This is a genomic window from Caballeronia sp. SBC1, assembly GCF_011493005.1.
Classification (GTDB): domain Bacteria; phylum Pseudomonadota; class Gammaproteobacteria; order Burkholderiales; family Burkholderiaceae; genus Caballeronia.
Genome location: NZ_CP049158.1, coordinates 891941 through 905512, shown reverse-complemented (window position 1 = coordinate 905512; position 13572 = coordinate 891941). Strand labels below are relative to the sequence as shown.

The following is a 13572-nucleotide window of genomic DNA, read 5'->3' as shown; positions in this document are numbered from 1 at the left end:
ACGTGGCATTTTTCCGGACCATCAAGACCCACGCGGTGGGGAGCGGGACACAACGAATCTGCGCGCGACACAGCAATGAGCTTGCCGATCGGCGCGGTAAAAAAGGAAGAAGAAATGCTGAGAAACCTGTCCATTCGCACCTGCCTGAGCGCGATGATTGCCTTCTTCGGTGTGGTGCTGCTGCTTGGCGCCGCGGCCGGCTTGCTGTCGCTGCGCGCGAGCAATGCGTCGCTGCAGCAGATGTACACCGTCGATACACCCGCCGTCGCCGACCTGGAGGGCAGCGCCGGACAGTTGCTGCGTCTGCGCCTGGCGCTCGCAACCTACGCGTCGCTCGTTGATCTCAACGATCAGGACGGCGCCGCAGCGGTGCTCAAACGCTTCGATCAGTATCTGAAGGTATCGAACGACCGCCTTGGGCACTATCTGAGCAACGCGGGGACGGACGACGACGAGCAGCGTCTCATCAAGGACATGCAGGACAAGCGTGCCACGTTCCTGCATAACGGGATCGAGCCGGCGATGGCCGCGCTCAAGGCCGGCGACAAAACCGCGTTCCAGCAGTTGCAGGCTCACCAGCTCCCTTCGCTCTACAACGGATACGAAAAGGCGATGCTCACGCTTGAGCAATTGCAGATCGATCACGGCGCACAACGCTATCAAGATGCGCACGATCGCTTCTATGCCATCAGTATTGCCGTCGCGGTGGGCATGGTGCTGGCGCTGCTGTTCTCGTGGCTGGGACGCGTCGTGCTGGTGCGTGCGATCGTTCACCCGGTCGATGCAACCATCGCGCAATTCGAGCGTATTGCGAGTGGTGACCTCACCGGCCGCATCGCCGTGACGAGCGACAATGAAATGGGCAAGCTGGCGAGCGCACTGCGCAAGATGCAGGACTCGCTGATCGCAACGGTGAACACGGTGCGCGCCGGCACGGAATCGATCGACACTGGCGTGCGTGAAATTGCATCGGGCAACACCGATCTGTCGCAACGCACCGAGGAACAGGCGGCGTCACTGGAAGAGACCGCCGCGAGCATCGAGGAACTGAACTCCACGGTCAAGCAAACCGCCGAGAACGCCAGGCAGGCCAGCTCGCTCGCACAAGGCGCGTCGAGCCTCGCCGCCGAAGGCGGCGAGTTGACCCAGCAGGTGGTTGGCACAATCCATCAGATTGTCGGCGACTCGCACCGCATGGCGGATATCGTAGGTGTCATCGAAGGCATTGCGTTCCAGACCAACATCCTTGCGCTCAACGCGGCGGTCGAAGCGGCTCGCGCAGGTGAACAAGGGCGCGGCTTTGCCGTGGTGGCAAGCGAAGTGCGTTCGCTTGCGCAGCGCAGCGCGGCAGCCGCCAAGGAGATCAAAGGCATGATCGGGGAATCAACGGCACGGGTCCAGTCGGGTGCGCAACTGGTCGAGCGCTCGGGATCGACAATGACAGAGATCGTCAAAGCCATTGCCCGTGTCAGCGCGATCATGAGCGAAATCGCCGCGGCAGCGATTGAACAGAGCTCGGGCATCGATCAGGTGAACGTAGCAGTCGCGCAGATGGACGAGGTAACGCAACAGAACGCAGCGCTCGTCGAGCAGGCAGCCGCTGCAGCGGGCTCGCTGGAAGATCAGGCGCGTCGGCTTACGGCGGCGGTGGCCGTGTTCCGCACGGACGCATCCCGGGTTTCGAATGCGCCGGATGCTCGCGGGCGCGGCATTGAACGGGAGCGTGCAGTGCACGCACTGGCGCACTCCTTCGATACTCGTTGACCGGCGCCGAGGTCGGCGCACGACGCTCCCGGCGAGGTTCTCAGCCACGCGTCGGGAGCCTTCGCCTCAGTGCTTTGACGGGAAACCTGATTGGGCCGAAAGAACGGCATTCCGCAGAGCGGATGCATTGGTGCCTTTCAGGTAGCGCCTTGCAAATGCGAAATATCGGCTCGGTGCAGGTCAGCGTGTTTGATTATCTTCCGCCCGATACCACTTCGGGTAGAACGTTTTCACGGCGTCCCCGTTGGTTCGCAACGCATGGCAGCCATCGAGCTGAAACGGCTGCTCGTCGTTCGACGCGTTGATCTCCTCACTCATGGTCTGGAACGCGGCCGTTGCCACCCCGCCAATCAACTCGGTCAAATGCGTGCAGCCCTTCGTGCCGCCGAATAACGCGCGCGTCTCGCGCGTGAAACCAGCCTTCAGCGTCAAGCCGATCAGCTTCCTGTACTCCGGCCCAATCACATCGCAGAAACCGGGATAAGGGACGACCTCGGACTCCGCATGGGCATCGACGATCAGGAAATCCGTGTTGACCGTAATCCGCAGGCGCATCTGATGAATTGCTGCACCAGCGAGGCGCGCTACACCGCTCGAATGGCGATCGTAGGTCTTCGTATCCTTGAGTATGCCTTCAATGTCGTACAGTCCGTCCGCGCGCCGGAAGCCACTCAATTCAATACGGCGCAGGTGGAGAAGTTCGCGTTCCATAGGCTCAATCAATGCGTGCAGTTCGCGACAATCCGGCTCGCGACAATTCGTTTCGCTCGATCGACAATGGGTTTATCCACCAGCTTCCCGTCAACTGCAATTGCGCCCTTCGGATTCTCCGCGAGCTTCGCCAGCACGCGCTCGGCCCACGCAACATCCGCGTCGCTGGGTGCAAAGCCCTGGTTCACCGCCTCGACCTGTCGCGGATGAATGCAAAGCTTGCCGCCGAAGCCAAACCGACGGCCGGCAGCGACATCGGCGGCAATCAGATCAGCGTCGTCGATCGATAAGGTCACGCCGTCAACGGGCGCCGCCAGCCCGGCAAAACGTGACTCGATCACGAAGTGCGAGCGCACGTAATCGAGCTCACGGCCACTGTCTTCCACGCCGGCATCGACGCAATAATCGAACGAGCCGAATGCAAGCCGAGAGACCGATTTTTCATGCGCGATACTGCGCATCTGCACAACGCCGACCACGCTCTCAATCAATGCGATCAGCGACACTCCTTCGCCGCAACGCAATGCAATATCGGCCAGTTCGCTCGCCTCTTCGGCCTTGGGCACCATCACCCGCATGACCGGCGACGCGCGCACCATCTTTACATCGTCTTCATGCCACGGCGTGCCGAACGCGTTCACCCGAATCATCACGCGCGGCTTGTCCGCATCCGCGAGACCGGTTTCAAGCCACTCTGCGAGACTTTCGCGCGCCTGGATTTTTGCATCGGGTGCGACCGCGTCTTCGAGGTCAATCACGACCTGATGCGCGGCCGTCGCGAGCGCCTTTGAAAAACGTTCCGGGCGATCTCCGGGTACGAAAAGATAACTGCGTTGCAACATGCCTGTCTCCTGACTTGAAGCGTCATCGTTCAAGGTGTTATCCGGCATTCCAGTCGCGCTGGAACGTCTCGGAATAACTGAATCGGTCGGCCGGATGAATGCTGATTGCCGCTTCGACCACTTCGCCGCGCTGATTGAGATATCGGCGGCAAAGCCAGAGCGCAGGTGTTCGCGGTTTGGTGTTAACCAGCGCGGCGATAGCCGACGGCATGGCGATAGCCCGGATCTCCTGCTGCACTTCGGTAATGCGCTCGCCAAACTGCTTCTCGATCAGCGTATAGATCGGCACATGTGATTCGCTTTCGTGCACCACCAGCGATCGAAACGCCGGTTGAATAAAAACTTCGGTATGACAAATTGGATCGGGACTGTCGCCCGAGCGCCGCAAGCCCGCAATTCGCAGCCACGTTTCGCCGGGCCTGGCCTTCAGCATGTCGCAAATCGCGGGATCCCGAACCTCGGATGTCTCCTTCGATAAAATCTGCAGGACGGTATCGGCCGTATAGCGATGCAAATCGCTCAGTTGCTGCATGACCTGCCGATACCCTCCCTCGGATCGGACGGCTTTCACTGTCGTGCCGACCCCCGCCTGTCGCACGACCATGCCCAACTGCACCAGTTGCTTCACCGCTTCGCGCACGGTCGAACGGCTCGCGCCGAACTGCTCGCACAGTTCGAACTCGGTTGGAATAGTGGAGCCGACCGGAAAGCGGCCGTTCTGAATTTCGTTGATGAGCGTCTGCGCCAATTGCATGTAACGCGGTTGCTGACCCAGGACTGTGACCATCGGCTCTTGCGTGAAGGTAGGTGAACGGGATGAATGCGCCCGTCCAGACTCGTCACGCAGCGCTTCGGCGCTCATTGCACGACGGCCTTCTCGCGGAGCGAGGCGATCCGATCAGCATCGTAACCGAGTTCCGCGAGCAGCCTGTCCGTGTCCTGCCCTAAATCGGGCGCCGCGCGCAACGGCAATGGCTCGTCCACGCGTACCGGCGCCGCTACACCGCGAATCTTGCCGAAGCGCGGATGCTCGGCATTAACCACCCCCTCGCGCTCGGCCACGAACGGATTGTCAAGCGCCTGCTTGACGTCATAGACCGGCGCCGCGGGCACGCGGCCGCCAAAGCGCTTCAGCCATTCTTCCGTGGTCGCAGTGGATAGCGCCGCGTCGAGCTCCTTTTCCAGCAAGTCGCGATTGGCCAACCGAGCCTTGAAATTGTTGAAGCGTTCGTCCGTGACCCACGACGGTTTGTCGAGGACTTCGGCCAGCACGCCCCAGAATTTCTCCTTGTTGCACATCAGGAAGATCCAGCCGTCCTGAGTCTTGTACAACTGGCTCGGCGTCAACGATGGGTGCGACGACCGGCGATCGCGACCGGTCACTACGTCACCATTCAGATACCACGTCGCGACGTAGGCAAGATTGTGCATGGCGACATCAAAGAGACTGACGTCCATGTCGCGACCAATGCCGGAGGCGCGCGCCTGCACGATTCCCGCGAGCAACGCCATGGCGGCCGTCGTGCCCGTCATCAAGTCGATGATCGACAGGCCGAAGCGCGCCGGCGGACTATCCGGCTCGCCCGTGACCGACAGATACCCCGCCTCTGCCTGCATCAGGTAGTCATAACCGGGCCATGCCGCGCGGCTTCCCGTGCGCCCGTAAGCCGACAGATGGCCGCAGACAATAGCCGGATTCGATTCCTTCAACTGGTCATAGGTCAGCCCGAGTTTGGCCGGCAGGTCGCCACGCAGGTTGTTGAAAACGGCGTCGCTTTTCTTGACCAGATCGTGCAGCACCTCGCGCGCTTCCGCCTTCTTCAGATCAAGCGTCAGGCTGCATTTGTTGCGATTGAAAGCCTCAAAAAAATGGCTGTCGCCTTCGCCGAAGAAGTACGGACCGACAGCGCGACCCACGTCGCCGCCTTCGCGGAAATTCTCGACCTTGATGATTTCTGCGCCGAGGTCGGCCAGATGCTGGGTCGCGAATGGACCCGCGCCGTATTGTTCGACCGCGACAATACGCACGCCAGAGAGCGGCAAAGTCATACCGGATTCCTCGCAATCAAGTTCTTGGCGATAATGATTCGCTGCATCTCGTTGGTACCTTCGCCAATGCATAACAACGGCGCATCGCGATACAAACGCTCCACATTGAATTCCTTCGAGTAGCCGTAGGCACCATGAATCCGCATTGCCTCAATACTGTTTTCGAGCGCCGCCTCGGTCGCGAAATACTTCGCCATGCCGGCTTCCATATCGCAGCGTTCCCCGCGGTCATAGGCAATAGCGGCCGCTTCAGTCAACAAACGCGCCGCCTGCACCCGGGTCGCCATTTCACCGAGCTTCAACGCAATTGCCTGATGCTCGCAGATCGGCTTGCCGAAGGTCTTGCGCTGCTGCGAATAGGACACGGATTCGTCAAGCGCCGCTTGCGCCACGCCTACGCCGCGCGCCGCGACATTGATGCGGCCCAGTTCGAGTCCGCCCAAAATTTGCTTCAGGCCGCGCCCTTCTTCCCCACCGATCACTTGCGAAACCGGCACGCGAAAATCCGTGAAGGTCAGCTCGCACGTATCGATGCCCTTGTAGCCCATCTTTTCGAGCTTGCGGCTGACTTCGAAGCCCGGGCCTTTTTCGACTATTAGCAGCGTCATGCCCTTATGACGCGGCTCCGCCTTAGGATCGGTTTTCACCAGCAGCGCAAGCACGTTGCCATGCAGGCTATTCGTGATCCAGGTCTTGCTGCCGTTGACCACGTACTCATCGCCTTCACGACGTGCGACCGTGCGGATTGCCTGCAAATCCGTGCCGCAATCCGGTTCCGTCAAGCCAATGCCGCCGCGCAATTCACCCGTCGCCATGCGCGGCAGATATTGGCTCTTTTGCTCCGCCGTGCCATTGCGCTGCACGGTCATCGCCATGATCAAATGCGAATTGATGATGCCGCTCACCGACATCCACACTGCCGAAATCCGGTCGACAATTTTTGCGTACGTCGATGTCGACAGACCCAGTCCCCCATATTCCTGTGAAATCAGGCAGCCGAACAAACCCATGTCCTTCATCTTCTCGACAATCTCGTGCGGGTATTCGTCGGCGGCCTCGAGCGCATGAACGTGCGGCTTGACTTCGGTCCTGAGAAAACGATCGAGCATGTCGAGAATCAATACCTCGTTTGCCCTCGCCTCTTCCGCTGTTTCTGTCGTTTCTACATCGATGGTAGCCATGAAATCTCCTGCCTTGAAGGCGTGAAGCATTAATTAGTAAGGACGGTTCAATCGGGACGGCGCAGCACACCTGCGAGCGTGGACACCGGCATACGTTCGAGATCGAGAACCGCATCGCGGACTTGGGCGGCACGTTCGTGCGAGACCGCGCGCTGGGCGTTGTCGAAGAACTTGGCAACGATGTCGTCATTGCTCAGCGGCCGGTCCGACGAGCCGCGATTGATCGCTTCACGCTGGACCAGACGACGCCCGTCGCGCGTGAAGACGATCACCTCACCGGTGTAGTGGCGCGGGAATGTGGATTCGTGATCGACCTCGTAGTCGACGCGTTGCGCCAGCGACAACACCGCGGGATCAGCGAGCGAAGCATCATCGAGATCGTCTAGCGTGAAGCGTCCCTTGAGCAGGCCGGTCGCCACGATGTACGGAATGCTGAACTGCGCGTCGTAGCTGTTCGCCGGCCGCTTCTTGTTCGAGACCGGCTCGCAGACCACGTCCACGGTCGGCCCCGGTACACGCACGATCACGTTCTCGATCTCATCGCCGGTGAGGCCATGCTGCTTGTGCAACTCGACGGCGGCGTCGGACGAAGCATGCGTGAAGTGGCAAGCGGGAATCGGCTTGAGCGCGACATGGTCAATTTCCCATTGCTCGCCAAGCCCGGTTGTCGCGATGGAAAGATCCGGCATGGCGTCGTCGTTCAGATGCAGCGCATAGAGGCCGTAGCGGCCTTCGTACGGCGCACCCGGCCCTACGAAGCCATGCTTGGCCAGCGAGGCCGCCACGGTGCCGCTGACGGCGGCCCAGCCCGGATGCAGACGCTTGGTCCAGGCGCCGTCCTGCAGGAACTCAAGACTGCCTGACGCCATGGACAGCGCAATCCCCTGGGCATGGGTTGCCCGCGCTTCGTCAAGACCGAGCAGGCGCGCAGCCGCCAGCGTGCAGCCGAACGCTCCGGCGAGTCCTGTCGGGTGAAAGCCGGCCTTGTGAAAGCCGCCTTGTGCAACAGCCCCTACTCGTGTCGATACCTCCATTGCACAAAGATACGCAGTGAGCAGATCGGCGCCGCTCGCGTTCTCGCGCTCGCCGAGGCCAAAGACGCATGGCAAGGCACTGGCAGTCGAATGGATCACGCCGCGTGCGTGGGTGTCGTCGAAATCGAGGCCGTGGATCAAAACGCCGTTCAAGAGCATCGCGTCGCGCATGGTGAGACGCTCCGAATGCGCGAAGACCGACGCGTTGCCACTGCCGAGTTCCTGCATGGCGGCCAGGGTGATGCGTGAATAATTGAATGTAGTGGTCGCGAATGCCAGGCCGATGCTATCGAGCATCAGATGCTTGGCGCGTTCGCGTACCGCTTGCGGTACATCCGGCAATTGCAGGTTGGTCGTGAAGCGGGCAAGCGCGGCGGAGATGGACGTTGTGTTCACTGTGCAATTCCTCCTTGCTTGAAATCGAGGTTGATGTCGAGTGCATCTTCATCCGGCGACGCCGCTTCAAGCGAATACTGATTCGCATCCACACCCAGCGACACGATCGCTATGATCAACAAGACGAGCACTCCGGATACCATGCCAAGCACACCGAACAATCCAAACTGGGCATAAAGCAGGACGGCGACATAGGACGTGGTCATTGATGCAAGCCGGCCGCACACGCCGGCCGCCCCCGTTCCCCGCAAGCGCAATGCCGTGGGGAACAACTCAGGCACGTAGCCAAAAAGCCCAAGCGTGACAATCGCGAAAATGCAGCTCACGAGCACGAAGCCGACACAGGCAATCGCGGCGTTGGCGACCATCTGCGGATAGATAAAGCCAAGCACGATCGTCATGACCGAGAAGAACACGAGACCCTTTGCTCGACCCAGGCGGTCTGCACTGAGGAAGCCCAGTACCGCGCCAAACGGAGCGCCGAACGACATCAGCGTGGTAAAGCCAAGCGATGTCACCACGTCGCGCCCTTCCTTTACAAAGAAGGTCGGCAGCCACGCCACGAAGCCGTACACCGCAACATTCACGGCAATCGCGGTCAGGGCAGCCGTCAGCGTACGGCCGATCATGCCGCGCCGGAACAGCGCACTGAACGGCAATTGCGGAACCTCGAGATTCTGCGTGCGCGCGCATTCAGGCAACGGCCCGCGCTGCTTTGCGACCTCGGCTTCGATAGCACTGACGGTGCGCTCGGCCTCGTCGAGCCGGCCGACCGATTCCAGCCAGCGCGGTGACTCGGGCATGCTGTGGCGCAGCGCCCAGACAATCATTGCGCCGACTCCCGCGATACCGAACATCCAGCGCCATCCCAGCATCGGGATCACGACATAACCCACGCTCGTTGCGATCACGAGTCCCGAATTGACGATCAATCCGAGCAGCGATATCCATCGTCCGCGATACGCCGGCGGGATGAATTCGCACAGCGTTCCGGCCGCGACGACCAGCTCGGCGCCCAGCCCGATGCCCATCAGGAAACGACATCCGATCAACCAGTAAATGCTCGGCGCAAAGGCCGCTGCTATCGACATCACGCCGAACAGCGCGAGGTTGAATTGATACGAGGAACGACGTCCAAAGCGGTCGCCAAGATAGCCCGACAGGCCCGCGCCAATCACCATCCCGCAGAATCCCGCCGACACAAACAGCGCGTTGAGCTGCAGCGTCGAGAAGCCTTGCTTCATCATCGCGGCCGCAACGCCGCCGGCGAGATACACGTCGAACGCATCGAGGCACGCGCCCGCGCTGATGAGGCCGAGGATCTTCCAGTGGAAAGTGGCCATCGGCAATCTGTCCAGCCGCGCACCTGAGCTTACGAGTTGATTCACAGTTGTCTCCTTACTGTGAGAGAGAGAGGTGAAACGCCGTTCGTTCTTGAGCCGATTCGACATTCCTTGACCGAGCGACGGCTTGCTAGTCCCCTGTGCCGTAGCCCTTCTTGGCGATCAACGCGGTGCGCACGAAATCCATGACAGGTGTGCCATCCTGCTTGAATGCGCGCGTATGGACCGTGACGATGCCTTGCGTGGGACGTGACTTGGATTCGCGTTTTTCAAGCACTTCAGATTCGGCGTACAGGGTATCGCCGCAAAATACGGGACCTGTCAGCTTGATCTCCTTCCAGCCGAGATTCGCGATGGCCTTGCCGCTGACGTCGTTCACCGACATGCCGAGCACGATCGCGACCGTCAGGCCGCTATTCACCAGCAGTTGCCCGAACTCGCTTTTGGCGGCATGCGCGGCATCGCAGTGCATGGGGTGGAAGTTCATTGTCAGCAACGAGAAATGGATGTTGTCGGCCTCGGTGATCGTCCGGCCAGGGCGATGTTCGTAGATATCCCCGACCGTGAACTCCTCAAAATAGCGCCCATAACTCGCGCGATACCGTTGCTTCCCCACTTCTTCGGCTTGCATATTCAGTGCTCCTGTCTCAATTGTTTGTTTGTACGGACAAAGTATCTTCCTGGATTATTTGCACGTCAATCGAGGGTATCTACCGAGAAGCAGCGAACGGGGTTTTATATGAGGAATTGAGCCCGGTCGTCGGTCTTGTACGATCGCGGCCGGGTTTGCAAGGTGATGTTTTCGGCGAGGGTTGGCTGGAGGTTTATATTTGGGCGCGGAATTGATGGACGCCGCCATGCCTTTTGGCACAGGCACTTGCCAGAGTGAAGGGATCGTCCATCACATCGGAGGCATGACTCGAAACTTCCGTGTCTCGAGCGCCTTGGACCCAGATCAGAAGGTACGTGCTTTCGGCGGAATTGATTCAACGGTCAACGGTTTCATGTGAACCGGCTTGTAATCAATCCGGTCGCCGCGGCTGAACCACAATGTATGCCGAAGCCAGTCGCCGTCCTCGCGGTTTGGGAAATCAGCGTTGGCGTGCGCACCACGACTCTCTTTGCGCGAGTCCGCGGATACAACGGTGGCGCGTGCCACTTCGATCAGGTTGGCCAGTTCCAGCGCTTCGACCCGCGCTGTGTTGAAAACCCTCGACTTGTCCTTCAAATGGATGTGATTCGTGCGCTCAGCCAGTTCCCTGATTTTCTCCCGACCCTCTTGAATAAGTTTCGTAGTACGAAATACCCCTGCGTGTGCCTGCATCGTCGAACGGATGTCGTTGGCGATCGTCTGCGTGTATTCGCCCGAAGTCGATTTATCGAGCTTGTCAAGACGCGCCATCGCGAAATCGGCGGCATCGGCCGGCAGCGGCTTGTGTTCCTTCATATCCAGCGCATGCTTGATGATGTGGTTGCCGGCTGCGCGGGCGAACACCACCAGGTCCAGCAGCGAATTCGTGCCCAGGCGGTTCGCGCCGTGCACCGACACGCACGAGCATTCGCCGACCGCGTAGAAGCCATTGACAGGTTCTTCATGACCCTTCGACGTGCCGACGACCTGGCCGTGAATGTTCGTCGGAATGCCGCCCATCTGGTAATGGATGGTCGGTACGACGGGGATCGGTTCCTTGATGCAGTCCACGTTCGCGAATTTCATCGCGATCTCGCGGATGGACGGCAGCCGCTTCATGATCGTCTCGGGACCGATGTGCGACAGGTCAAGCAGCAGGTGGTCCTTGTTGGGTCCAACGCCACGCCCTTCCTTGATCTCTTGCCCCATGGAGCGACAGACCATGTCGCGCGGCGCCAGATCCTTCAGCGTCGGCGCGTAGCGTTCCATGAAACGTTCGCCGTCCGAATTGCGCAGAATGCCGCCTTCGCCGCGCACGCCTTCCGTAATGAGCACGCCCGCACCGGATACACCAGTCGGGTGGAATTGCCAGAATTCCATGTCCTCCAGCGCAATGTCCGCGCGGGCCGCCATGCCAAGTCCGTCGCCAGTATTAATGAACGCGTTGGTCGACGCCGCGAAGATCCGGCCCGCGCCGCCCGTGGCGAACAAGGTAGTCTTACCTTCGAGAATGTGGACGTCGCCGGTTTCCATTTCCATGGCGGTCACGCCGAGCACGTCGCCGTCGGCGTCGCGGATCAGATCCAGCGTCATCCATTCAACGAAGAAGTGCGTCTTGGCCGCCACGTTCTGCTGATACAGCGTGTGCAGCAACGCGTGGCCGGTACGGTCGGCGGCAGCGCAAGCGCGCTGCACCGGCTTCTCACCGTAGTTCGCCGTGTGGCCGCCGAACGGGCGCTGATAGATCGTGCCATCCGCGTTGCGGTCGAACGGCATGCCCATGTGTTCGAGTTCGTAGACAGCACCGGGCGCTTCACGGCACATGAATTCGATCGCATCCTGGTCGCCGAGCCAGTCGGAGCCTTTGATGGTGTCGTAGAAGTGGTAGTGCCAGTTGTCTTCGCTCATGTTGCCGAGCGAAGCGCCAATACCGCCTTGAGCCGCCACCGTGTGCGAACGCGTCGGGAACACCTTCGACAGCACCGCGACCGACAAACCCGCACGAGCGAGTTGCAGCGACGCGCGCATGCCGGAACCACCTGCACCCACGATAACGACGTCGAAACGGCGACGCGGCAGGGACGTTTTAATTGCAGCCATTCTTTACACTCTCCAGAGAATCTGTGCCGCGTAGCCGATACAACCGACCAGCCAGAGGATCGTCGCCACTTGCAGGAACAAGCGCAAGCCGACCGCCTTCACGTAGTCCATCCAGATGTCGCGAATGCCGACCCACGCGTGATAAAAGAGCGAGAGCAAGGCTACGAACGTGGCAAGCTTCATCCATTGCATGGCGAAAATGGATGCCCAGCCGTCGTACGAAAAATCACGCGCGCCGAAGAACCAGAACAGCAGGACCAGCGTGTACAGGACCATCACGACGGCGGTAATGCGTTGCGCCAGCCAGTCGCGCAGACCGTAGTGCGCGCCAACGACAAGGCGCTTGGGACCAATTCGTTTATTAGCAGCCATTCCTTAACACCCTAAAGAGTTAGAGGGCGAAAGCGATCGCGCGGAGCGCCGGCACGACGAACACGATCGTCGAAGTCTGCTTGCAGTAATGTCCTGGCTCAACAGAGCCTTCGTGGCCGTCGACTAGCAGGCAGCTAAAAGCCTAAAGCAGCACAAACGAACCGGTACGGCTTCCCGAGCCCCGTTGCAACGAGGCACGCTGGACTGAGGATTGCAACCGGGCCTCGCGGTTCACTCTCCTTGAAAGAAAGGTCGCTTACGCGGCGAGCATGAGTGCTCCGAACTCCGATCGTGCAATCTCGACGAAAGCATGCATTGCGCTCGAGGCGTAGGCATCGTGTCGTCGAATGAAAAGAGTTTGGACTAGCGCTTTCTCGGGAGCGATCGCGTGGATAGCAACGAATCCCTGCTCCGCCGCGTTCGAGACGACACCTCGAGGCAGAAGCGTGATACCAATACCGGCTGCAACGCACGCAATAATTGCATCCATCGAGCCGAACTCGAGGGGCGTTGCCGTCATTATTCCCATTTCAGCGAGAAGAGTCTCGAGCCGCTGGCGGTATGAGCAGCCCAACCGGAAGACGATCGTCTTGAGATCATGGAACGAACGGAGCGCCTCCAACGAGCACATGCTACGCGGCGTGACCAGGACCAACTCTTCCTGGAAAACCATCTCAGTGTGGAGGTCCGGATGATCCAGCGGTCCAGCCACGAATGCACCATCGAGTCGACACTCAGCAACGTCTGCGCTCAGGCTGCAACTCGTGCCAGTAATCAGCGATAACCGGACCTGAGGGTAAGTTCTCGTAAAATTGCTCAGTATTGGAGAAAGCCGCAGCGCCGCCGTGGTCTCGAGTGTCCCCAACGCAAGCGGCCCCTTGGGGAGACCGTCATCCAGCGCGGCGAGCCTGGCATCCGCGACAAGCTTCGCGATACGCGCCGCATACGGCAGCATCCGTTGCCCGGCCGGGGTCATACTCACGCCGCGCGCGTGCCTCTGAAACAGCGCAACACCCACGTCCCTTTCCAAAGACCGGATTCGCGCTGTCACGTTTGACTGGACAGTATGTAACTCCGTACCTGCCCGGTTCATGCTTCCAAGACGGGCAACTGCTTCGAATACCTTGAGGTCGGCGACGTCCACGCTTT

12 protein-coding genes are annotated in these 13572 nt (G+C 60.1%); 1 reads left to right on the top strand and 11 read right to left on the bottom strand.

The features are described from left to right. The first annotated feature begins 114 nt into the window (after positions 1-114). Positions 115-1764: a methyl-accepting chemotaxis protein gene (locus SBC1_RS30940; protein ID WP_165104906.1), complete on the top strand. Its 1650-nt coding sequence runs from the start codon at positions 115-117 to the stop codon at positions 1762-1764. A 180-nt stretch (positions 1765-1944) separates the two neighbouring features. Here SBC1_RS30940 and SBC1_RS30935 read toward each other — a convergent pair whose 3' ends face one another. From SBC1_RS30935 to SBC1_RS30885, 11 genes are all read right to left on the bottom strand, one after another. Continuing rightward, entirely contained in the window at positions 1945-2475 is a 531-nt protein-coding gene (locus SBC1_RS30935; RefSeq protein ID WP_165104061.1) for a DUF2889 domain-containing protein, read from the bottom strand. Between the two features lie 8 nt (positions 2476-2483). After that, complete coding sequence (locus SBC1_RS30930) at positions 2484-3317, bottom strand: CoA ester lyase (protein WP_165104059.1); 834 nt, start codon at positions 3315-3317, stop codon at positions 2484-2486. A 37-nt stretch (positions 3318-3354) separates the two neighbouring features. Next, positions 3355-4179 carry a GntR family transcriptional regulator gene (locus SBC1_RS30925; protein WP_370469700.1) on the bottom strand — a complete coding sequence of 275 codons (825 nt, stop codon included), beginning with the start codon at positions 4177-4179 and terminating at the stop codon, positions 3355-3357. Continuing rightward, on the bottom strand, positions 4176-5366 hold the full coding sequence (locus SBC1_RS30920; protein WP_165104056.1) for a CaiB/BaiF CoA-transferase family protein: 1191 nt from the start codon (positions 5364-5366) through the stop codon (positions 4176-4178). The genes SBC1_RS30925 and SBC1_RS30920 overlap by 4 nt, the downstream gene beginning before the upstream one ends. Beyond that, positions 5363-6547 (bottom strand): acyl-CoA dehydrogenase family protein, encoded by a 1185-nt coding sequence (locus SBC1_RS30915; protein ID WP_165104054.1) that lies wholly within the window; start codon positions 6545-6547, stop codon positions 5363-5365. Before SBC1_RS30915 ends, SBC1_RS30920 begins: the two co-directional genes overlap by 4 nt. A 47-nt stretch (positions 6548-6594) precedes the next feature. Next, positions 6595-7977, bottom strand: a complete 1383-nt coding sequence (locus SBC1_RS30910; protein ID WP_165104052.1) for an MmgE/PrpD family protein — start codon at positions 7975-7977, stop codon at positions 6595-6597. Beyond that, a complete protein-coding gene (locus SBC1_RS30905; protein WP_370469713.1) occupies positions 7974-9320 on the bottom strand; it encodes an MFS transporter in 1347 nt (448 codons plus the stop codon). The genes SBC1_RS30910 and SBC1_RS30905 overlap by 4 nt, the downstream gene beginning before the upstream one ends. 130 nt (positions 9321-9450) lie before the next feature. Next, positions 9451-9951, bottom strand: coding sequence for a MaoC family dehydratase (locus SBC1_RS30900; protein ID WP_165104048.1), 501 nt, complete (start codon positions 9949-9951; stop codon positions 9451-9453). Between the two features lie 324 nt (positions 9952-10275). After that, positions 10276-12051 carry a succinate dehydrogenase flavoprotein subunit gene (gene sdhA / locus SBC1_RS30895; protein WP_165104045.1) on the bottom strand — a complete coding sequence of 592 codons (1776 nt, stop codon included), beginning with the start codon at positions 12049-12051 and terminating at the stop codon, positions 10276-10278. Positions 12052-12054: 3 nt separating this feature from the next. Further along, a complete protein-coding gene (gene sdhD / locus SBC1_RS30890; RefSeq protein WP_165104043.1) occupies positions 12055-12423 on the bottom strand; it encodes a succinate dehydrogenase, hydrophobic membrane anchor protein in 369 nt (122 codons plus the stop codon). A 256-nt stretch (positions 12424-12679) separates the two neighbouring features. Further along, entirely contained in the window at positions 12680-13567 is an 888-nt protein-coding gene (locus tag SBC1_RS30885) for a LysR family transcriptional regulator (protein WP_165104040.1), read from the bottom strand. Positions 13568-13572 lie beyond the last annotated feature (5 nt).